18 protein-coding genes are annotated in these 21,037 nt (G+C 46.0%); 12 read left to right on the top strand and 6 right to left on the bottom strand.

The features are described from left to right. Window positions 1–315: 315 nt before the first annotated feature. From NGM66_RS11485 to NGM66_RS11500, 4 genes are all read left to right on the top strand, one after another. On the top strand, window positions 316–1,470 hold the full coding sequence (locus NGM66_RS11485; RefSeq protein WP_258115687.1) for an ImmA/IrrE family metallo-endopeptidase: 1,155 nt from the start codon (window positions 316–318) through the stop codon (window positions 1,468–1,470). A gap of 294 nt (window positions 1,471–1,764) precedes the next feature. Beyond that, entirely contained in the window at window positions 1,765–2,817 is a 1,053-nt protein-coding gene (locus NGM66_RS11490; RefSeq protein ID WP_258115688.1) for an AAA family ATPase, read from the top strand. Beyond that, complete coding sequence (locus NGM66_RS11495) at window positions 2,810–5,029, top strand: S8 family peptidase (RefSeq protein WP_258115689.1); 2,220 nt, start codon at window positions 2,810–2,812, stop codon at window positions 5,027–5,029. Before NGM66_RS11490 ends, NGM66_RS11495 begins: the two co-directional genes overlap by 8 nt. 650 nt (window positions 5,030–5,679) lie before the next feature. Next, entirely contained in the window at window positions 5,680–6,522 is an 843-nt protein-coding gene (locus NGM66_RS11500; RefSeq protein ID WP_258115690.1) for a DUF8370 family protein, read from the top strand. Between the two features lie 137 nt (window positions 6,523–6,659). On the opposite strand, the gene NGM66_RS11505 is transcribed toward NGM66_RS11500, so the two are convergent. Further along, complete coding sequence (locus NGM66_RS11505) at window positions 6,660–8,021, bottom strand: S-layer protein (protein WP_308707583.1); 1,362 nt, start codon at window positions 8,019–8,021, stop codon at window positions 6,660–6,662. A 432-nt stretch (window positions 8,022–8,453) separates the two neighbouring features. Between NGM66_RS11505 and NGM66_RS11510 the strand changes: the two genes are divergently transcribed. Then, window positions 8,454–8,969: a hypothetical protein gene (locus NGM66_RS11510; RefSeq protein ID WP_258115691.1), complete on the top strand. Its 516-nt coding sequence runs from the start codon at window positions 8,454–8,456 to the stop codon at window positions 8,967–8,969. 56 nt (window positions 8,970–9,025) lie between these two features. Here NGM66_RS11510 and NGM66_RS11515 read toward each other — a convergent pair whose 3' ends face one another. Continuing rightward, on the bottom strand, window positions 9,026–10,360 hold the full coding sequence (locus tag NGM66_RS11515) for a tyrosine-protein phosphatase (RefSeq protein WP_258115692.1): 1,335 nt from the start codon (window positions 10,358–10,360) through the stop codon (window positions 9,026–9,028). 401 nt (window positions 10,361–10,761) lie between these two features. On the opposite strand from NGM66_RS11515, the gene NGM66_RS11520 reads away from it, so the two are divergent. Next, complete coding sequence (locus tag NGM66_RS11520) at window positions 10,762–11,352, top strand: RelA/SpoT-related domain-containing protein (protein WP_258115693.1); 591 nt, start codon at window positions 10,762–10,764, stop codon at window positions 11,350–11,352. A gap of 18 nt (window positions 11,353–11,370) precedes the next feature. Next, window positions 11,371–12,072 carry a Panacea domain-containing protein gene (locus tag NGM66_RS11525; protein WP_258115694.1) on the top strand — a complete coding sequence of 234 codons (702 nt, stop codon included), beginning with the start codon at window positions 11,371–11,373 and terminating at the stop codon, window positions 12,070–12,072. 46 nt (window positions 12,073–12,118) lie between these two features. On the opposite strand, the gene NGM66_RS11530 is transcribed toward NGM66_RS11525, so the two are convergent. Then, window positions 12,119–12,397 carry a hypothetical protein gene (locus NGM66_RS11530; RefSeq protein ID WP_258115695.1) on the bottom strand — a complete coding sequence of 93 codons (279 nt, stop codon included), beginning with the start codon at window positions 12,395–12,397 and terminating at the stop codon, window positions 12,119–12,121. 163 nt (window positions 12,398–12,560) lie between these two features. On the opposite strand from NGM66_RS11530, the gene NGM66_RS11535 reads away from it, so the two are divergent. Then, window positions 12,561–13,946: an AAA family ATPase gene (locus NGM66_RS11535; protein ID WP_258115696.1), complete on the top strand. Its 1,386-nt coding sequence runs from the start codon at window positions 12,561–12,563 to the stop codon at window positions 13,944–13,946. Between the two features lie 29 nt (window positions 13,947–13,975). Here NGM66_RS11535 and NGM66_RS11540 read toward each other — a convergent pair whose 3' ends face one another. Then, window positions 13,976–14,332: a hypothetical protein gene (locus NGM66_RS11540; RefSeq protein ID WP_258115697.1), complete on the bottom strand. Its 357-nt coding sequence runs from the start codon at window positions 14,330–14,332 to the stop codon at window positions 13,976–13,978. Between the two features lie 777 nt (window positions 14,333–15,109). On the opposite strand from NGM66_RS11540, the gene NGM66_RS11545 reads away from it, so the two are divergent. Together NGM66_RS11545 and NGM66_RS11550 are read left to right on the top strand one after the other, a co-directional pair. Beyond that, window positions 15,110–16,546: an S-layer protein gene (locus NGM66_RS11545; protein ID WP_258115698.1), complete on the top strand. Its 1,437-nt coding sequence runs from the start codon at window positions 15,110–15,112 to the stop codon at window positions 16,544–16,546. 209 nt (window positions 16,547–16,755) lie between these two features. Next, the gene (locus tag NGM66_RS11550) at window positions 16,756–18,117 is read left to right on the top strand and encodes a hypothetical protein (protein WP_258115699.1); all 1,362 of its coding nucleotides are present in this window, start codon (window positions 16,756–16,758) and stop codon (window positions 18,115–18,117) included. A 62-nt stretch (window positions 18,118–18,179) separates the two neighbouring features. On the opposite strand, the gene NGM66_RS11555 is transcribed toward NGM66_RS11550, so the two are convergent. Beyond that, window positions 18,180–18,836, bottom strand: a complete 657-nt coding sequence (locus NGM66_RS11555) for a hypothetical protein (RefSeq protein WP_258115700.1) — start codon at window positions 18,834–18,836, stop codon at window positions 18,180–18,182. A 298-nt stretch (window positions 18,837–19,134) separates the two neighbouring features. Between NGM66_RS11555 and NGM66_RS11560 the strand changes: the two genes are divergently transcribed. Both NGM66_RS11560 and NGM66_RS11565 read left to right on the top strand, forming a co-directional pair. Further along, on the top strand, window positions 19,135–19,908 hold the full coding sequence (locus NGM66_RS11560; RefSeq protein WP_258115702.1) for a hypothetical protein: 774 nt from the start codon (window positions 19,135–19,137) through the stop codon (window positions 19,906–19,908). A 242-nt stretch (window positions 19,909–20,150) separates the two neighbouring features. Next, window positions 20,151–20,531: a MarR family winged helix-turn-helix transcriptional regulator gene (locus NGM66_RS11565; protein WP_208907952.1), complete on the top strand. Its 381-nt coding sequence runs from the start codon at window positions 20,151–20,153 to the stop codon at window positions 20,529–20,531. A 186-nt stretch (window positions 20,532–20,717) separates the two neighbouring features. On the opposite strand, the gene NGM66_RS11570 is transcribed toward NGM66_RS11565, so the two are convergent. Next, window positions 20,718–20,975 carry a hypothetical protein gene (locus NGM66_RS11570; protein ID WP_208907954.1) on the bottom strand — a complete coding sequence of 86 codons (258 nt, stop codon included), beginning with the start codon at window positions 20,973–20,975 and terminating at the stop codon, window positions 20,718–20,720. Window positions 20,976–21,037 lie beyond the last annotated feature (62 nt).

Raw genomic sequence — 21,037 nt, forward strand, 5'->3', positions numbered from 1 at the left:
GGGGCAATGTGCCCCTTTTATTATACAAAAAATGATGTCGACAGATTTCTCTATCAACACCAAATATCATAGAACCCCTTTTTGCATGGGATAGCTATGCTGAGCCGCAAGCATATTGGCGATGAACGAACTAGCGGTCAAAGTGGTTTAGGGCGTACTTGAGTTCGGGGTTAAAGCGATAGTTCTAGGAGATTGGGAATTGGCATGTTATGCTGGGACCAGCATAACCGAGATGAATTGAAAAGTAGACTGGAGATAAGCAAACCTGACTTCGCTTGTGGCCAGTACCGGTTGTATGAGAGGCGGTGGGAAGTAGTGACCACTTTAAGAGTTCCAGTCAGTGGCCAAGTGATTCAATGGGCAATCACGCACGGTGAGCGGTCAGAAGATGAGTTGCGAAGAGCGTATCGGCTAGATGCTTGGTTAGATCCGCGGACTGAAAGTGACCTGCCGACCTTTGAACAACTGCAACGCTTCAGCCGGGAGACACGGGTGCCCTTCGATTACTTTTTTGAGGACCAGATCCCGGAAGAAACGTCTGCGTTCTTGGCACTAAGGACGGTCAATGACCCCACAGCGCAGCCCAGCCGTCGACTGATTGAGACCATCTACGCGCTGGAAACACGGCAGGCGTGGATGAAGGATTATATACTGGCACAGGGTGTTCAACCACCATTTCGATTTTGGCGCGTGATTAGCGAAGAAATGGGTCCGGTTACCGCCGCCAAACGGGTTTCAGATTTGTTGGACTTATCAGGCACGTTTGATAGGCGCGCCGATAGTCTGTTGGCCGTCCTGCGAACGAGCATTAGTCAGCTAGGGATTCTGGTGATGCAAAATGGCGTTGTTGGCACTGATAGCCAGCGGCCACTGGCAATCGATGAGTTCCGAGCGATTGCGCTCAGTGATGCGGTTAGTCCGTTGATTTTCATCAATGACGCTGATAATGGGCCTGCCAAGGTATTTTCACTGATCCATGAGTTCGTACATATTTTGCTTGGCCGTAGTGAAATCCTGAATGTCTCACTGGCAGATGACGTGGCGAGTGAGCGGTGGATCAATCAGGTCACGCTGAATGTGTTGCTGCCGGAGCTAGAAATCCGGTTGGCGTTGACTAGTGACCGTACCGTAGCAGATAACTTGAAGTTCTTGGTGCAAAAGTACCCGGTTGGTCCGGTTACGGCGGCAATGCGGCTACGGTTGCTGGGTGCTTGTGATCAAGCCCTAGTTGACTGGGCACGAGCTGAACAACGACGGGGATTGGCAAGTGAAGCGGCTGGTCCGAGTTGTCGCCGCTATGAGGTGGACCCCTCACGGATTGATCGGCGGTTCGCTAAGGCAGTGATTGATTGTGAGTCACGTGGTGAGTTGTCACTTGTTTCGGCGGCGTCGATGTTGGATGTGCCGTTGCGGGCTTATGATGGTTTGGTGGGGGCGTTGTTGGAAATTAGTAAACCTAAAAGTCTGTGAAGACTGAGGGAGTAGTCTCTTAGCCTATCACAGACTTTTAACATACTGGCAACTTGGCTACAGGCCATTCCGGGCAATGTAGGTTGTTATATATTACCCCAGTTGGTGACGTGCGAATAGAAGCTGAGGTTGTGGAATAGAGAGAAAAGTAAGCTAATAGCTAAATCCGTTTCCCATTACTTGAATAAAAATCCTTATTTAGCAAAAGTGCGTCCCAAAATTTAGACAAATTGTCCCATAACGTGTTATACTCTATTTAATCCTAAAGGTTGAGTTATGTGGAGGTATTTAGGGATGAAGAAGCAAGAGGTTTTAAACTTAATTAGATATTACGCGGAGGATAATGCTGCAGGATTTCGTGATACGGCCTATGGAATTGCAGATGAGTTTGATAAAGCGGGTGATTCGCAATTGGCAGAGTATATCATGGCAACTCTATCCAATACAAATACGTTTGTACCCCAGGCAGAATCCGATTCATTCCAATTTGTTCAGCGTGTGCAGCTAGAAAATGACGCAACTTTACCCTTACCAGATAGCATCAAAGATGATCTTCTAGGAGTTGTAAATGCTATTCGGCACAACATGGGAATCAATCGTTTCTTATTTGAAGGCGCACCAGGAACCGGGAAGACGGAATCAGTTAAACAGGTAGCGCGTATCCTGAAGCGGGACTTATTCCAGGTTTCAATCGACGAGCTGATTGATAGTCATCTGGGTGAGACAGCTAAAAATGTTAGCCAGTTATTCAAGGAAATAAACCAGGTAGCCCAGCCAAGTCGGGTCATTGTTTTGTTTGATGAACTAGATTCACTGGCAATGGACCGGACTAACAGTCATGATGTTCGTGAAATGGGACGGGCAACAACGGCTTTTTTAAAGGGGCTTGATAGTTTGAATCCCCAAGTTGCGCTAATTGGGACTACCAATCTTATTCAGTCATTTGATAAAGCGCTTTTGCGGCGGTTTAATTCAATTATTGATTTTAATCGTTATACGCAGCAGGATCTGCTGGATATATCAGAATTAATATTGGAAAAGACGTTGGCACGTTTTCCAAATACGGGCAGGAATGTTCGATTGGTCAGGAAGATAATGGCGCTAATGCCAAAATTGCCTTACCCAGGTGACTTGAAAAATTTGATTGAAACATCAGTAGCGTTCAGTGATCCGGAGAAAAAGTTTGATTATATTCCACGATTGTATCGGACTGTGACCAAAATGAATCCAAAGGACTTATCCAAGCTGGAAGAACAAGGATTTACTATTCGGGAGATTGAATTGCTGAGTGGTGTGTCACGGAGTACAGTCTCACGCGAACTGAGAGGGGATAGTTCAGTTGAATGATAGCATTCGGTTAAAGGGAGATTTTTTTCAGAAGAGCAGTTCTGGCAAGCCCGGTCCTGCACAACTACCTAAAGGAGGGCTAGTGATAACGCAGCACCTGCTTGAACTAAAAGAGAATATCAAGGCGTTAATCGAATTCTGGAGAGACAATCAAGTTCTGAAGTCAGGCGTAATCGTGTCAGCATATTACCGTGAAGTAGTCGCAAAAAGCAATCGAATCGGTGCATTACTTCTTGATGCTTCAGGGAATCCCAGTGACTATATTATCGGGGCCAAATTCACTGATAGTGATGCGAATCCCAAACACATAATTACTTATAATGTTAGTCTGGCAGCTTTGAAAGAATCGGTTCGCCGATTGGATGTGTGTGCGCGAATCTTAATGCGTGATTTTTCTGGAGAAATCAATAAGGAAACACTGGAGGCTGTCAATGCTGGCCAGAGGCAGCTAGATACGTCGGAACTTGCTAAATCAAATTTCGCTAAGGTAATTGTAGATGCCTTTTATGTCGAGCGCTTTGACTTGGACCAATCGGCTGAAGAAATCAATCAGGCAGGTATTGTTAGTGTCTATGACATTGGCGAAAATACGCAAGAGCTATTACAGCGCTTAGGGTTAGACGTTGCCAATCGAAGCTTCTTAGGCAAGACAACGTTTTATGCGACTGAAGCGCAGTTTAACTTATTGAAGAGTAAGGCGCCATATCTAATTTCGATGTCTGTCAGTGATTTGGCGGATTACAAGTTGACTGACGAAGAGCAACCAATTTCATCAGAGCCACTAATAATTCCGCAGCCCGGCATCGAACCAACCGTTGGCGTTATTGATACGGTATTTGACAAGGACGTCTACTTTAGTGATTGGGTTGAGGACCATGATTTAGTAGCAACGGACATCCCAGGTGTGAACAGTCCTCATGGAACTGAAGTGACATCAATTATTGTTGACGGCCCCAGCTTTAACCCTGATCTGGAGGATGGCTGTGGTCGGTTTAAAGTGCGGCACTTTGGGGTGACCAGAGGTGGGGTAACTAGTTCATTTACTATTTTAAAGGCAATCAAAGAAATCGTGTCGACCAATACGGATATCAAGGTTTGGAACCTTTCCTTAGGATCACCGCAAGAGGTCAACCGAAACTTCATTTCACCCGAGGCCGCAGTTTTAGATGAGTTAGAAAATCAGTATGATGTCATCTTCGTAATTGCTGGGACGAATAAGGGTAGACAGAGGCCAGCTCCTGAGACTATTGGAGCGCCTGCAGATTCTATCAACTCCTTAGTGGTCAATGCCGTTGACGCCACAGGCAAGGTCGTTAATTACGCACGTCGTGGGCCAGTCCTGTCCTTCTTTTCTAAACCAGATGTTAGCTGTTTCGGCGGGGATAATAAGCATCCGCTAAGAGCTTGCACAGCTCTTGGCGAGGCATCCGTTATGGGCACATCTTTTGCGGCACCTTGGATTACACGAAAAATGGCCTTCTTGATCAACGTGATGGGGTTTAGCCGAGAAATTGCCAAGGCTTACATTATTGATTCTGCCATAGGATGGAAGAAGGACAGTCAAGACCCGCGTTTCTTGGGCTTTGGGGTGGTACCCACTGATATCAAACAAGTCTTACAGTCACAAGATGATGAGATTCGATTTGTTTTAACGGGTGTGTCAACATCTTATGACACCTACAATTACAATATTCCTGTGCCAATCACTGACGATAAATTTCCTTATCTGGCCAAAGCAACGTTGTGCTATTTCCCGGGTTGCTCTCGTAATCAAGGCGTGGATTACACGAATACGGAACTTGATCTTCATTTTGGTAGACTGAATTCGAATAGCTTAAAGGCAATTAACGACAATAAGCAAGGCGAGAAGGGGCACTATGACCTAGATGAAAAAGGTGTCCGTGAGAATTTTCGCAAGTGGGATAATGTTAAACACATTGGTGAAGAACTTAAGCCAAATGCTAGGTCACGGAAAAAGTACGAACAACCACTATGGGGTATTAGTCTGAAGACAAAGCAAAGAATGAGCAACGTTCCGCGTGAGAGGATTCCATTTGGTATTGTGGTGACACTGAAGAATATCTTTGGAGACAACGAAATTGAAACGTTTAAACAAAACTGTCGGTTGCGAGGCTGGCTGGTTAGCGATATCAATGTTGAGACTCAGATTCAGGTTAACGCTGAGGCAGAGACCGATATTCATTGGGACTAAGAATAATCAGATGCAATAAAAGTAGCTACCAGTCAATTGAGATACTTAAGGGGGTAATGGATACGACCGAAAACTGCAAAGAGTCCAGATTGTCCATGAAAAAGGCCGCTAATTTCTGATATTTAAAATTAGTGGCAGAAAAAGTAGTATATTTTTGTATAACAAAGGTTAATTATTGTTATGAAACTGACTTTAGATTAGGAACAAGTCTACATTGGATTCATTGACGAAATCGTTTAATTTTATATGTGTATTGTAATTTTTAACCTAATGTATTACTAGCATGTTATTGATATATTGCAAGACGTTAGCTCGTATATTGGCTTCTAAACGATATTTTTGACTTCTAAGCGGTTATATACGATTCGTATACATATAACATATGATATATGAAAAACGCACTAGAAGTAGCAAAAAATGCGTTTAACATTGATTGTCTGAAACAACAGTGCTAGAATAAAAAGCATAAAGAAAACCCCCGTGATAGTTGCAGCTATCACAGGAGTCGTCAAAACGAAGATACTATATATTCTGGATGGAATTATGTATCGCGATTATCATAACATTCCTTTTTGCAGTACGCAAGATGGAATGTTGAGTTTTGACAATCCCAGGGGCTCTCTTTAAATAAAATTTATGGAGGCCTTTTTGTGGTCGAAAGATTTAATGATTTTTTTGATGTCAGCGATGACAGTTACTATGATCCACGGCTGGATCATGATGAGCGAAAGTTTTTGAACACGGACTTGCTTGGTAAGTGTAAGCAAGAAGGGTTTGGTTCACAGGATGCTGATTTATTGGTCCAGGGGTATATTGGTGCCGTGGTGGATTGCTACTCGACCGGTAATAAGCAGGCGGCGCACGCTTTGCTGGGGATTCCTTGCGAGATGAACGAGACGCGGATTGGGTATGGCAAGAAGCCATCTTCTGGTCGGGGCCCATCAGAAGAAATCTTAGATGGGGTCTTTGAAAGCCTGATTAAGTCGGGAATTAATATGGACATTGCCAAGCATCGGCCACCAGTGATTCCACTGGTTACCAAGAATTTTGACCGAGATCGATTGTCAGACTTACTAACGAACGTTATTAGTCTACAGCTCGTTGGCTTTACACACCACATCTGCCGTAAGCATGGGATCCCATTAATCGCGCAAGAAACGATTCATTACTTTGATCTTAAGTCAACAGAGTGGGAGGTAACCACTGTCGATTTACCAGCAGATGGAAAAGGGCGACCAATTATTTTGATTCCTCGGACGCTAGTCGTAAATAAGTATAACTTTAGCGCAGGTCAGTTTGTCCGGCAGGTTGTGCTAACTTCACGCCAGCACTTACTGTTAGAACAAGGGATCAAGAAAAGTAAGAGTGTCCTTTGGGACGAAGAAGTTCGGCCATTCGGCAAGGGTATGACTAAAAAATATGCGTTGTACCAAATCCATGAAGATCCAAAGTTGTTTGATGAATATTTAGCAAGCATTAAGCGCTTAGCCTAAATCGTAGGCTATTTGACACAATTGAATGTAAACGAAAGACAGGTAGCCGTTGATGGGTTACCTGTCTTTCATTTACATTTGGAAGAAAGGGCTACAGTCCCTTGTGGTAGTTAGGAAATTTGAAACGGTATTGCTGATCATTGGGCAGTCATGGTGCTACTCCCTGACGTTAAGGCGTAGCTGCCGGCTGCGTTGTAGGTCAACGACAAGCTGGTGCTGCCGAACGTGAGGCTGGTTGGCAGGGATGACGTGCTCAAGGTGTACTTGGTGTAGAGAGCGTCACCGGCGGAGTTGGTGGATTGCGTCGTGCCGTCTGATTCATAGGCTGGGACGTAGATCGTGTTCAATTTAGCTGCGGCCAAGGCATCGCTCAAGCCGCTTTGGGTGGCGACCGTGCCGCTTACGCCTTGGTAGTCGGCCGTAAAGTTGGCTTGGGCCTTGGCGACCGTTGTACTCCCGTCAGAAGCCAGGGCGCCGTCCGTCGACAAGGTATCGTTCTTCCCGGTCGTTGCGTTCAGCGCGTATGAGGAGGCGATGGTGATGCCGGCATCCGCGTTGGCAGTAACCGGCACGGTCACGCTAGTTCCCCAAGTGGTGCTGGTCGTGACGTAGGAATTGGATGCGTTGGCCAAGCTATAGCCGGCTGGCAAATAGGTCGAGGAGGCGATGTCACTGTTGACGCTGGAGACGTCGGTACTGGACAGTGCTTCGCCTGATTTAGCATCGCTAGCCGTGATCAGCACGCCACTCTTGACGCTCTTGCCGGTGCTACTATCCACGTAATTGACCGTGATACTCTTGGCGCTGGTGATGGTGCTGTTTTCACCCGTCTGGAGGGCACCAGCGTAGATCCAGCCAGAAATCTTGGTATTGTTGTTATCGGTGACGTGGTAGTACAGGGAACCTTCCTTGGTCTTGGTGACCGCGGAGTCGACGGTAAAGGAGTCAGAAGCCAGTGCGGACGTACTGTTGATGACCTTAGCCGCCTTGTACTGGGTGTATTTCGGTGCATCCCACAGCGTGTTGGTCTTCCCGGGGTTCTTCAGGTAATAAGTCTTCGTCGTTGGCGTCGTCGCCGTCGTGGTCGTGTTCGCGGATTCAATGCCACCCGCAAACGTGCCAGCGGTATTCCCGCCGTAAATGTAGCCGCGGTACTTCCCATCCATGGAAACGACTCGGTAGTAAACGGAGCCGCGGTTGGTCGTCTTCTGGCCGTAAGCGCGGAAGTAGCTCGCGGACTTCTTGGATGAGGCCAGGCTAGCCATGGTCTTCTTGGAAGCGACGACCTTGGCACCCTTGACCGTCCCTGGCTTGGTGTACAGGGCGTTGGTCCCGGTTGACGCCACGTTCCGTGAGGTGGCCGCCGTGGTTAATTTGGTATAGCTCCCCGCCGTGGCGTAGGACTTGGCGGAAGCCGTCGTGGTCGTGGCCGCCGCAACCCCAGCCAAGCTGAGGGTCGCGAGACCTAAGTAGAGTGATTTTTTCAAATTGGTTTGCATAGAATTCTCTCCTTTGGTGTACAAGTTAAGTTCTGACTTAACTGGCGTTAGTATAGCAAAGGATTGGACGGATTTTACTGGCAGGCTGGGTTTTGTGCGGGGGTCGCGACCTGGAGATTTGCGTGTGTGGTAAGCGGCGGCTGGTGAAGCGGCGCGGCTATAAGTGGATGGAGAAATGCGTTGGTGTGGGGGTGTCGGTACTCGGGGTGCTTTGGTTAGTGAATGATTTGGTGGCTGGTGGAAAGCTTTTGGTGGTGGCGTTTAGGTTGGGTTAAGTTTGTTTTCGGTTTGGTTAAGGGAAAACGGAATATTGGATGTGAGTTTCTTTGTAACAGTGGTAAAATAATATAGTCAACTGATATTTAATCACCGCAATTACCTGATGAGAGATGCTTGGCTGATGACTATTATGTTAAGGGGAGATTTGTTGTCATGAAGAAACTAGTTCGATTGATTTTACTAGTCGCGGTATGCCTGCTAACGGTGGGAACGCTGAGTACGACTGCGTTTGCTAAGCCCAATGGGTATTCGTACAGCCGGTTGCCTAAGGGGATGATGGGTAAGTGGTACGCTTATACAAACTTTGGTTATGGAAAGAAGAAGCTCTATAAACTGCGGTTGAGCAATAAGAATTTGCGCAAGTATAAGAAGCACAAAGTATACTATGGAAAAAATGCTAATAAAGCTGAAAAAACAATGAAGTATTGGACCGCAACACAGACTGGAAAGATCCATGGCTATCGCTGGATTTGGACATACGGATGGCAACAATCTGCCGGTGATGGAACGTTTTATAACCTACATAAATTTGGCAAGCATAAAGTGCTGACGGTGGCTGAGGGTGCCGGTCCATGGGTTGATGCGCACTACTACAGAAGTAAGAAGGTTGCTAGGAAGATGGGAATGAAGCACTATCCTAGGTTCAAGTACCAAAGCTTAGACTTTTAACCCACAAAACAAGTCCTGGATATCGCATAGATACCCGGGACTTGTTTTATTCTAGCTTATTTTTGCTTCACAACATAACTTTTCAGGATCCAAGCTTTGTGCCCAGCGTGGTCCTGAACCTGATAGTAAGTGTAGGTCTTTCCCTTGATCTTGATGCGTTCTACCTTGGTCAGCTTCCAAGTCGTATGTTTGTGCTTGGCGGTGTGGCCGAGCTTCTTTTGTAAATGGGCATCCTTGAACCATTTCTTGTTGGCCTTTAACCGGTAAATGTATTTCGTGTGCAGCTTTTTGCTGGAAATGATTTTGCCTTTAACCTTGGCTGGCTTGACTGCCACGTCGGCACTCCCCGTGGTGATGGTAGCTGGAACGGGGGTGTCAGGAACTGAACGTGGCGTAGCTTGCGGTGCTTGTGGCGCAGAAACTGCGGGTGATGATACCGTTGGGTGAGGTGCTGGTTGTGGCTTGGTTTGTGCTTTGGCAGGGGTGGGTGTGTCTTGGAAAGTATGGTCGTCTGCCTGGGTGTAAGGGGTGTGCTGGTCGGCAGTGGAGACCAGGTACATTTCCCGGAGCTGGCGCTGCTGAATACGGGAGAAACCAAGCACGTTCGTAATGTAATGGTTCATATCTTTGTAGCGCGACTTGATTTCGCGGAAGTATTCATTTAACCAAGATTCCTTGACGGTTCGACCCGTCTGGTATGACTGCATGTAGTCGTTCATGATCGTCTGGTCGCTCATTCCCAGGATCGTCATGATGAGGACAGTGGCGATACCCGTTCGGTCTTTACCCGATGAACAATGGTAAAGCGTTGCGTGGGGATTTTTTAGTAAAAGGTTGAGAAATTGGTGGTAACCATCAATGGCACTCTTTGAAAACTCAAGTTGGTGGACGTAGAAACCACCATCGTCACTAAAGTCGGGACTTAGGGCACTACTGTCCGTGAGAGCCTTTTCTCCAAGGATTGATAGACCGATGTTTGTGGCTTCCATAATGGGTTGATCGGGTAGGTAATCAACCTGGCTATCCGTCCGGAAGTCAACGATGGACGTGACGTGGTGATCATTCGCCAGGGTAGTCTTGTCTGTATTGGTTAACCCGTTTAGATTGTCTGATCTGATTAGCCGATTTGGTCGGATTTCCCACTTGCCATCGGCGGTCTGATAGCCACCCAAGTCACGCGTGTTGCGGGTACCAACCAGTTTGATTAGTTTATCTTTGACATCACCGTATTTGGCGATTTGGTCGTCGTATTTGTGTGAATCATCCGCTCGAACGGTGGGAGCGGATGTTGGTGTCGTTGTGGCAGCTGCTGCGCTGGGCCCCCCGACGCTCAGTAAGGAAAGGATGACGCTTGCGATGCTCAGTGACCTAATAAGTGTGGATCGTTGCATAGTATGACTCCTCCTGATGGTGATATAGTAACTGTTGCATCAATTAGAGTAGCAGGGGGATATTTAGATAGCGTATGGTTTTTGTATTTGTTTTGTAAGCATTGTTAATGGTGGTGGGGGATGAAGTTATTGGGGGCTGAGAGGATGATTATTCCTTTTATGGCTGATTTAGCAACTCGTAAGGCTGAATAGAGTGTGTGCAGACCATGCAATAATAGACTTAGATGTCTAATTGCATGGTTTTGTTTTGGAATAAAATTGAACATGGTAGTGATTAATTTCGGGTGAATACGATTGTTCTAGGTGATTAGAAGTCATTGTGATAGAATATAGGGGAACTAGTGTTCATCTGAGTCTGAGAGCTGGTTATTTTCTAGAATGATGGTATGATGGTGAAAATAGTGGATAATATTAGTACACTTAGTGAGATCATAGAAGAATTACACGGAGTTTATCTTGATTTTACGACGAATTTTTATCGACACGTGGATAGTAGGTTCAATTATAATTTGAAAAAATTAAAAATTGATGATGCTTTTGATAGTCAAGAGTTTATGCTAATGTTGGTTAAACAGTATGTCGATAGTTTGGGAAATGATGAAAACATTGGCGGCAAGTTGTTAGCTGTCGGAATGGATTATAATTTTCGTTATCGAATAAAGCAAATGGACTCTTTGTATAGGAAAATGGAACATAACTTGAAAAAAGACCGGTATGTTTCTAAAATATTGAATGATTTTATGGGTACGCGAATTATCTTGAGCAATGTAAATTCTCAAGAAACGGAAATCAATGAGTTATTAGGGACATTACAACAGCAAGGTATTATTTCTCGATTTTATCACAGGGATGATAAAAAATATCGCGCCCTTCATTGCTACTTCCAGGATACAAATAGGCATTTTCCGTGGGAATTTCAGATTTGGGATTTGGAAGATAGTGAGAATAATTATAAAGAACACGAGCGTCACGAAAAGGAGAAATCTGAATAGAGGAAGAAGGTAGTCAGTATGTTTATCCATTTAATCGTGTTAGCTAAGTTTGATGGGAGAGAGATTGCCTATCACTTTGCTAGTTTGGATCCCGAAAAAATTTTAAAACAGCAAAAACTAATTAGAGATGTTAGTCCAGTCTTTCCATCAGCTTATGGGATTCATGTATTGAAGACAGAACGTAAAGAATTCGCCTCGGTTCAGACATTGGACGGGTATTTCAGGGATGTGATTGAATATACGGATTTAGATGAATTCTTTTCAGTAGTTAAACAACTAGGACAAGTGAAATCTGAAGATGTTGCTTCATACATGGAAAGAAAATATAACTTACTGGCGTTTCCGTTGCAAAAAACATTGTATTATATTTATGCTGACTTCTTAATTGATTATCAAAAGCCCCTGTTCCAAGCTCACTTCTTGGCTTATGACAAAGGTCCAGTTGACGGCGATGTCTATCGGATATATAAACATTATCAATCGAAGCTAAAGGAATCACATGAATTAGAGAAGAAAATTATGGCCGGAACCGCAGCTTCTAATATTCTTGAAGAAGTCGATAGTGGTGTTCAGAAATACCATGCGGAATTCGACTGGGATGGTCCTAACCCGACCCACAATCCAGATTCACCTTGGCAAGTTGCTCGAGCTCGTGACGGGCAAAACGCCGTCATTACAGACAGTGACATTTTAAAACACCATCAAGCCGAAAAAATTTAAAAAATTGCAGGTGACCGCCAACGACGACGATCACCTGCATTTTAAGTTACTCAGCTTTCAGTGATACTACAGTCCGTGACTGGAAAACTTGGTCGAAGTCGGGACCCACTGCGAACCAATCGGAATGGCGCAATAGGCCTTGGAGCGCGACCAACAAGTCAGCGGGGGTGTCTTTGGCAAGCACGTCGTCAAAGATGGATTCGGCGAAGTATTCGCGTTTGCCGGTAGCTTCATCCTTGTCGTGCGTCCCTTTCCAGGCTTTCAGGGTAGTCGTAGCATCGATGGTCAGGACTTGATTGTTGGCGAGTGTTAATTTGATGGACATGTGGGCACCTCATTTTTAGTTAGTAGGCCTAGTTTAGCGTATTTGCCGGGAAAATGGTATTGATTTACGCCGGATTTAGTTAAAACAAATAGAAAGCAAATCACCAATAAATATGATATTATACCTATAGCATACATTTTGTATGAAATCGGAGGGCTTTACCATGTTTACAGGCTTGCATTTTGAAAATTATAAGTCATTTAGAAAAGTTGATATTGACCTTAAAAAGAACAAACTTCCAAAAAAGATGATTGCAATTTATGGCGAAAATGGTTCCGGTAAGTCCAACATTGTCTCAGCATTCACTAGTTTGAGTCAGTCGTTGGACACAGTGAATAATCAGGCTAATTTGGCAAAGCTGCAGAAACAGATTGCGGATTCTTCGGATGAGAATGCTGATCAGAGTACTCCTAAAAATGTGTGGTTACAGCTTTTACGCTCTGGAAATATTACGAACACCTATCTTCCGAGGATTTTTGCGGACGCGGAGATGATTGGTTCAACGGCACCAGTCGTTCTTCAGTATGATTTTAATATTGATGGCAGTACAGGTTATTATCGGTTAGTCTTCAATCGAAGCGAACAGGGTATTTACTTGGCCGAAGAAAGTTTGTACTACTTGATTAAACGTTCAAGTGGCATACTTTTCAAGATTACCGGGGATGCTGAAGGGAAAATGAAGCTACAGTGGAGCCCCAGTTTGTTCAAAAAAGGCGCCATGCTTGAGCTGGTTGAGAATGAAACGCAGCGGTTGTGGGGGGAGAATAGTTTTCTAGCCATCTTCAACAGTATTCAGTCAGATAATAATCGTCAGTATCTCAAGGACAATGTCTCATCTAATTTTTTGCGTGTTTTGGAACGGTTTAACCACGTAGCCTTTCGGGGTGATGACGGTGTGAGCGTTAATAATTTTCGACTGCTATTGCGGAATATGCTGCATGGTCAGATTCTAGATAATGATAATAATCAGCATATTTTGGAGACGACCGAAGCAGCGCTAAATAAATACTTTGTACCGCTATATAGCGATATTTATCAGGTGTTTTACCGAACTCAGGGGAATAGTCAGGATAGGATTTCCTATGAGTTGTTTGAGAAAAAGCGTATTGGTGGTGAGGTCATTGAAGTCCCATTTCGCTTAGAGTCAAATGGGACGAAGCGACTGTTGGATTTATTTCCGCTATTTTTAAATGCCGTTCATGGTGAAACCGTGATTATTGATGAGATTGATCAAGGCATCCACGACCTGCTGATTGATCGGTTAGTTGACAGCGTTGCAGAAGACATTCAGGGCCAGCTAATCTTTACGACCCATGATACACAGGTGATGAAAGAGTTAGAGCCTTCTGCTGTGTATGTCATTCAAAGCGATGTTGATGGAAATAAGCAGGTGGTGAGCTTGTCTAAGAACGGCAAAGCAAATATTGCGGCACACAATAATATTCAGAAGATGTATTTGAATGGTTATTTTGCGGGGATACCGCATGTGAGTGACGTGGACTTCGCAGCTATTTTGCAAGACATACAGATATCACTGGACAAGAAGTGAGACTTATTAGTGTCTGCCAACTCGATTCGTCACACACCCCACCACTCATACCGAAACCAGGCAATCTCCTGCACAAAGAACAGGGCGTCCCGGTAGGACAACTTGGCGGTATCGAAGAGAAAGAAGATTTCTTGTGCGTGATACAGATCGTCATAGTAGCCGCGGAGACTGGCGGCGACATGGTTCGTCCGCAAGTAGGTGAGCAGCCGGTGGCGTTCATCACTGGCCGCGGGGGTGTGGGCCAGTGGCAGGTATGTGAAGCTGGTCACCAGACCGTAGCGCCGCAAGTATGACAAGACTTGTGGCGCGGAGTAGAGCTGTTCTTCCAAGCGGTAGTGAATCAAAATGGTGGTTGTGGGCCGGAAAACGGGGATGCGCATTTTCATAAAGATCGCCTCACTAGGACAGAAAGACGGCTCAGCCCACGCCAAGTCGTCCGTCAATCAAACACCACGGACAGGTGGCCGACTGAGGGGTCTAGCCAGACTGTGGTGGTGATTACGAGAGTTTTGGGTAGTGACTTACCGCCAACATCAGGTACGCGAATCGCTGACGTTGCGGCGCGGTGGGCGAAATCCCTATTGTGTCCTTTCCATTATTGACACCCATCGTTACGTGTAGCGTAGCACATTCCGTGGCCACCGGCGGCAGGGAGCGTGTGGCGAGGCTGACGTTTGGAAATTGTTGCATCGCAACTATTGGCAAAGCGACTAACCTACGGGTGGAATCAGCCAGACGGTTGGTGGTCAAGTCGCACGTTTACCGATGGTGCCGACTATTCTCACTGCGGGTCATCGAGTCGTTTGGGGAAATCACTGAGCGGATAAGTTGCTTAGTGGGTGAAATGAAAAAACTTGGTCCAACTGGACAGCCATGTTATGCTTGCGACATCCAAGCATAACCCGAGATAGCTGGGCAGACGATCAAAATTGATTGGTTAGGCTTCGAAAAATGAGGCCATTCTCATTATAAAAAGAAAAATTTTCTGAAAGTAGCGATGTGCTGGTAGGCTGGGGCTGCTGGCGGTACCGCTGTTTTTATTTATTTTGTTATACTGAATATCATTATTTATATGGATTATTTTCAATAAGCTGTTCCATTTTTAAGTCAGTTCCTGGTATACTGATTGCGTACAACTATTACATTTTCTAGGGGAGAAAAACATGCAATCACAATTAGCAAAATCATTGTACTTGGGATTAGCTGCACTGAGCTTGGGTGCAGTGGCAACGGTGGCCACGACCACCACGTCAGCGGACGCCGCCTCAAAGGCGAAGATCGTTTCCAAGTCGGCCTTGGGTAAGGACAGTAAGAACGTTGAAGTCACGGGGACTAACGCCATTTACACCAAGCCAGGGACGGTGCGCGGTGCCAAGCTGGTCGCTAGCAAGAAGACCGTTAAGAAGTTGGCGAACTCTAACCACTCTAAGGACTACTTCCGTGCTTACCACATGGCGGTGACCAACAAGGGGACGGTCTACTACAAGATCGTGTCCATGAACGGTAAATACCGCGGCTACATCTACGGCGGTAAAGTAAAGGGTACGATGAGTGCCGGTATCAAGGAAGCCAAGACGGTCAAGGAAGCAACCATGCCATCACGGACGGCTGGGTTCCACATCAAGAACGTCAAGAAGAATACGCTTTGGACGGCACCACAACACACGACTTACAAGGCCCACAAGGTTAATATGTACGGGACTACCAAGGAAGATACCTTCACTGTATCCAAGGCTGAAACCAAGACCAAGGAAGGCTCACTGTATTACTACGTGACGTCTGATAAGAACTCGGATGTTTCGGGTTGGATCTTTGCGGGCAAGGGCTACAACGCCAGTGCCACGACCCAGGACTTGGGTGGCCTGTCGATGACCATGGCTGAAGCAGAAGCAACTGAAAACAACAGCGTAACAGTGAACTACTTGGCCGCTAACGGCAACTCTGTTGGCAAGTCAACGTTTATCACGACGCTGACTGATACGAAGAAGAATGATAAGGTTGCTGGGACTTCTAAGAACGTGAAGAACCAGACCTTGTCTGACTTTATCAAGGATGCAACGAATACGCCGGCTGGATACGCGTTATCTTCTACAGATGCTGAAATGGCCACTGCGGTCGGTTCCGCAGTCTATGGTGGCACGGTGAGCGTTAAGGTTTACGCCGCAGCAACTTCTAAGATTGCGTTCTACCTGGCTTCTGGTAACGGTATTGATGCTGGAACTGAGATCAAGGATTCTGATTTCGTTAATGGTCGGCCAGCTATTGATAAGAATGATGCAGCGAAGTTGACTGGTGATGCGTCTAAGAACGTTGTTAGTGATGGTGAGACGGTTACTGATTTCTTCGGAAACACAGACAAGAAAATTGTATTCAACTCGAAAACGTTGACTGCTACTGAAGCGTTTAAAGATGGTAGTGGTAAAGAAGTTGCAAAGGGTGGACAATACCATAAGGTTTACACCTACGATGCAACTACAACGAAAGCGGTCAATGCCAACGTTAAATTCGGTGAAACTATTAGAGTTGTACTGAAAGCAGCTAACGTTGAAGGACCGGCTGCAGGCGTAAATGCAGGCAATTCAACGACCAATAACTACTAAACGATAGTTAATCTGGATTAATCAGCGTTTAGAAGTGCGTAACTGAAAAAGCCCCCAATCACGAAATTTCTCGTGATTAGGGGCTTTTCAGCCGTCATGAACGTGGATGAATGACTTTAAGAATATCTAAATAAGCGTAATCTCGCATAATCTTTGGTATACTAGGACTGTTAACAAACAATCTTATATTTCAGAGGAGACAACACAAAATGAAGTCAAGTTTAACAAAATCACTTTACGTTGGTTTAGCCGTATTAAGTTTAGGCGCCGTTGCTTCAGTATCGACGACTGCTAATGCTGCTTCCAAGGCCAAGGTTACTTCCAGCACAACTTTAAAGACTGCTGGCGAAACCCGTAACGTTGAAGTAACTGGGAAGAACGCTCTTTACTCCAAGCCAGGGACTGTTAAGGGTGCCAAAGTCGTTGCTTCCAAGAAGACGATGAAGAAGTTAGCAAGCTCCAAGAAGTCAGCTGATTACTTCCGTGCCTACTACCAAAAGGTTACGAACAAGGGCTCCGTTTACTACAAAATCGTTTCTATGAACGGTAAGTACCGTGGTTACATCTACGGTGGTAAGAAGGCTGGTACTTTCGCTGGCGGTGTTGCCTCTGCTAATACGACTAAGACGGCTAATTTACCTGCTGACACGACCGTTTACTTCACTAAGCCAGGTACTAGCAATGTAACGTGGACTGCGCCAAAGAACACGCAATACAAGGCATCTAAGCAAGTTAAGAACACGACGCCATTTGCTAACGACACGTTAAAGGTTACTAAGGCAGCAACTAAGACGCGTGAAGGCTCACTTTACTACTACGTTGAAGATGCACAAAACCCAACAATCAATGGTTGGATTTATGCTAAAGCTGTAACTGCAACTAAGCCAGCTGTTGATACCTATAACGAAAAGACAGATGTTAAGGTTAACTTGAAGTCTGCTGATGGCACAGTTATCAAGTCCACTATCTTGAGTAACTTGACTGATAGTAATGGCAAGGTATCCACTGCTAAGGGTACTGACGTTAGCGCAAGTGCTGCCACGACAGCTACTGATGACTGGGGTAAGACTGTTTTAGCAGGTACTGGGTACACGTACACCGCTGCTGATTCAGTTAACAAATCTGTTTTAGCTGATGCTAAGACTGGTGACACAATCAATTTGATTGTTAACAAGAATGCCAATGCGGATACTAAGATTCAATTTTACGGATTGAATGCGGATCAAACTAAAGGTGCTGATCAGTTAACAGCTTACAGCACGACTGCAAGTGCGACGACTGTTGTATTCCCAACGGTTAGTGCAGCCTTCACCGGTGCCAAAGATGCGACTTACACGGCCAGTGACTTACAAACGTATCTGACTACTAACAACTTAACGACATTGTACACACCTTCTTACACGTCAAATGGTAAGCAAGTTTACACTAAGTACACGTTCAACAACGCAGTTTCAGGTACTTACAGTAAGACTACCAATGCCCAAGCATTCTACACGGCTACGGTTGTCGATGGTGCTTCACCTGTTGATACACCAACGACTTCCACAACAAGCGCCAACTACTTTGCTTAATAGCTTAAATTAAACGAAAATCCTCGTCCAATCGGGCGGGGATTTTTTGCGCGAAAAAACACTTAACAACCCGGCAACCGTAGCTGGACCGGAAGACTCTTCTTGCAGAGATCCAAGTGCTGGCAAATGGCCGTGTACAAGTCATCAGCGTAAATAAACGGTGTCAAGTCGTCGCTTTCTAGTCGGTAACACAGCAGTTGTTTGACCTCTGGCGTCAGGGCGATTTGGGCCGCTTCCATTTGCCAGTACGCCATCGGGGTGACGCGGTAGTAAACGGCGGAGACCAAGACAGAGCACCACTCGATCCGTTGGCGCACGCAACGCAAAATATCGGCGTAGCTGTATGTGGCAGCGGGGTCGCTCATGTGAACGACGGGAGTGGCCGCGGCTATCGCTGCACTGTTGGGCCAGATCATCGCGCGTTGGCGGCGGCGCGTTGCCAGTTCGTGGTCACGGACGCGGGTGATCTTGAGCAGCGCGGGGGTCAGATGGGCGACCTGACACAATTCCCAGACGGTTTGGCGGCTTAGTTCGTAAGCTTGACAAATTAACGTCAACAAATCTTCGTTGGGTCGCGCAATATTATCGCGTTCCAGTTCCGCCAGGTACCAAGCCGGTACATCCGCGTCGCGCAAGACTTCTGCGACCGTAGCGCCATTGGCGAGAACCAACCGGATTTGCGTTAAAACCGTGCCCAAACTGTGCCGTGTCGTGATCATCGAACCCCTCCTTTATTATCTCTGCCGAGTATACCAACTTTTTATGACATCCCTGTGAAAAAATCGTGAGAATATCCGAATAATCAAGATATAAAAATAATTATAGTTCGAATTATTAAAAGCGATTAATCATCCCCCACAACACTTTAATGGTAGATAAATTGCGACATGACAGTATTTATAAAGCCGTTTTGTCAATGCGTCTTTCTTGATATTATTCGGATTTTGTGCGAATCTATAGCTGGGTCGAGAGAAACCTAGGTAGTAACACCAATAAATAATCCCTTGGTGAATGACTATGGTACCAATTTATTGGGAAGGGTTGACGACCGCACAACAGGAACAAGCGGCGACCGATAATTTGATTGATTTGACGAAGTTGCGACCAAGCGACGTGGCACGAGTGGCGTACGATCATCCGCTAGATGTTGATTGGTCTTCGGTGATTTTTATCAAGAATTTCCGGACGGTCAATCAGCAAGTGGATACCGTCGTCTGGACCGCTAACGAGGGCTTTTACCGAACACCCGCAACACCCAACGCTTTGCTGGCAGAACTCAGCGCCATCAGTGGTGTCAGTGGGTTTGACCAGAAGACGGATTTAGGTTATCTGCGGTTGAGTGGGCCCGTTCCCTTTGTGGTTGGGTCCACCATGTTAGTCTCCACAGAGCGGCCGATGCGGGCGAACAACGTCAGCTGGCTCGGGGGTCAGGAAGTGGCTAACGTCAAATCGGGCGTCCACCTGGGCAACGTTCGGGTCATCTTGAACAACGGGGCAATCGCCATTTTCAAGGACAGTCCCACTCGGTTACGTAAGAAACTCGACGAAGCTTGCCAGCTACGAGATTTTGAGCAGCGGCGTTGGGCCTTGGCTCAGGAGCAACGCAACCTAGTTTATGGCCGCAGCTACGATCAGGATCTTCGTGATTATCCGGCGTACCGCGACCACCAACTCCTGTGGGCGGCATTCAAGAAGGCAGGCTACCCAGTCGGATTGGCCGATGTCGATCAAATATTGCGAGAAGTTTATGCGTGTGACCCGCGTTCCTGGCATTTGACCGACGAACGCTGAAACAACTGTTATGACGGGGAGTGACAGGGGTTAGTGACGTGCAAATACAATCAAATTTATAATGAATTTTAGCTAAGATGTAATTTGTTTATAATGTAGCCAGTCATTTATGCTAGTATAGTTAGAAGAGATGCGTTAGGGGTCAACCTTTTTGGCCACTAACGAATTATTTCGAATGAGGACTATGTTAGGACTTGTCAGTGGGGCATAAGTCACTGACAGTCACGAGGAGGAAGAGAGTCATGATCGAAGCGCATAAATTAGCTGAGGACGTTCAGCGAATTCATCAATTGAACTCGCTGTTACGACCGTTCATCAAGCGACCGAGTAGCGGGGATGCCCTCACGTTTGAACAATATCGAATTTTACATGAATTGGTAACGGAAAAGGTCAGCACCAGTGAGTTGTCCCGCCGGCTAAATGTTGGCCAGTCGATGGTGTCGATTCAAATTAGCCGATTATTAAATGGCGGGTATATTCAAGACGAGACATTACCGACTGATCGGCGGTATCACGTGTTCCAAGTTACGGCGCGGGGCCGGAAGATTGAGGAACACGTGAACGAATCCTTGTCGGCTGACTTGCCTGTCTTGATGCGGCAGTTGGCTGAGATTTTGAAGTAATCACCAAGAGGAGTGGGTGTGTTTAGCGGCCCATTCCTTTTTGTGCGGTGTAAATCCCACTAGTCGATTAGACAATGAGTCACTGGGTAGTTTGTGGGTTAAAACGAAAAGACTTGGCGCGGGGCTGATCACATGGTATCCTAGGCCAAACAAAAAAGACCGGCAACAACGCCCGGTCTTCGTGTGCTATTCAGCTGCCTCTAATTCTTCAGCAGGTTCCTTAAGTGGCTTGCCCGCTGCGTCGACCAGTTGCAATTCGCTCATCCGAATCACGACCAGGTCGCCGAAAGAGTCAATTTTGTCGGTTTCCTTCTTGGAGAGTTGGTCAGGTTCGACCTTCACCAGTGCGGAATGTTCGTAGATCTTGGTAATCGTGCCGTAGAAAGCGTCGGAAAATAGTTCCGTCTTTTCACAAAATACGCGATTGTCTTCATGTAAAGTCATTGGCGTCGTCCCCCATAAAAGTAATTTATAACAGAGTAATGGTTGGATGACTAAAAGTCAAG

The sequence above is a fragment of the Levilactobacillus yiduensis genome, from assembly GCF_024718525.1.
Taxonomy (GTDB): domain Bacteria; phylum Bacillota; class Bacilli; order Lactobacillales; family Lactobacillaceae; genus Levilactobacillus; species Levilactobacillus yiduensis.

Bases quoted from the DNA above. Each gene is read 5' to 3' on its own strand.
- NGM66_RS11490 (WP_258115688.1), top strand. From the start codon at position 1,765: ATGAAGAAGCAAGAGGTTTTAAACTTAATTAGATATTACGCGGAGGAT.
- NGM66_RS11505 (WP_308707583.1), bottom strand. From the start codon at position 8,021: ATGCAAACCAATTTGAAAAAATCACTCTACTTAGGTCTCGCGACCCTC.
- NGM66_RS11510 (WP_258115691.1), top strand. From the start codon at position 8,454: ATGAAGAAACTAGTTCGATTGATTTTACTAGTCGCGGTATGCCTGCTA.
- NGM66_RS11515 (WP_258115692.1), bottom strand. From the start codon at position 10,360: ATGCAACGATCCACACTTATTAGGTCACTGAGCATCGCAAGCGTCATC.
- NGM66_RS11525 (WP_258115694.1), top strand. From the start codon at position 11,371: ATGTTTATCCATTTAATCGTGTTAGCTAAGTTTGATGGGAGAGAGATT.
- NGM66_RS11530 (WP_258115695.1), bottom strand. From the start codon at position 12,397: ATGTCCATCAAATTAACACTCGCCAACAATCAAGTCCTGACCATCGAT.
- NGM66_RS11535 (WP_258115696.1), top strand. From the start codon at position 12,561: ATGTTTACAGGCTTGCATTTTGAAAATTATAAGTCATTTAGAAAAGTT.
- NGM66_RS11540 (WP_258115697.1), bottom strand. From the start codon at position 14,332: ATGAAAATGCGCATCCCCGTTTTCCGGCCCACAACCACCATTTTGATT.
- NGM66_RS11545 (WP_258115698.1), top strand. From the start codon at position 15,110: ATGCAATCACAATTAGCAAAATCATTGTACTTGGGATTAGCTGCACTG.
- NGM66_RS11550 (WP_258115699.1), top strand. From the start codon at position 16,756: ATGAAGTCAAGTTTAACAAAATCACTTTACGTTGGTTTAGCCGTATTA.
- NGM66_RS11555 (WP_258115700.1), bottom strand. From the start codon at position 18,836: ATGATCACGACACGGCACAGTTTGGGCACGGTTTTAACGCAAATCCGG.
- NGM66_RS11560 (WP_258115702.1), top strand. From the start codon at position 19,135: ATGGTACCAATTTATTGGGAAGGGTTGACGACCGCACAACAGGAACAA.
- NGM66_RS11565 (WP_208907952.1), top strand. From the start codon at position 20,151: ATGATCGAAGCGCATAAATTAGCTGAGGACGTTCAGCGAATTCATCAA.
- NGM66_RS11570 (WP_208907954.1), bottom strand. From the start codon at position 20,975: ATGACTTTACATGAAGACAATCGCGTATTTTGTGAAAAGACGGAACTA.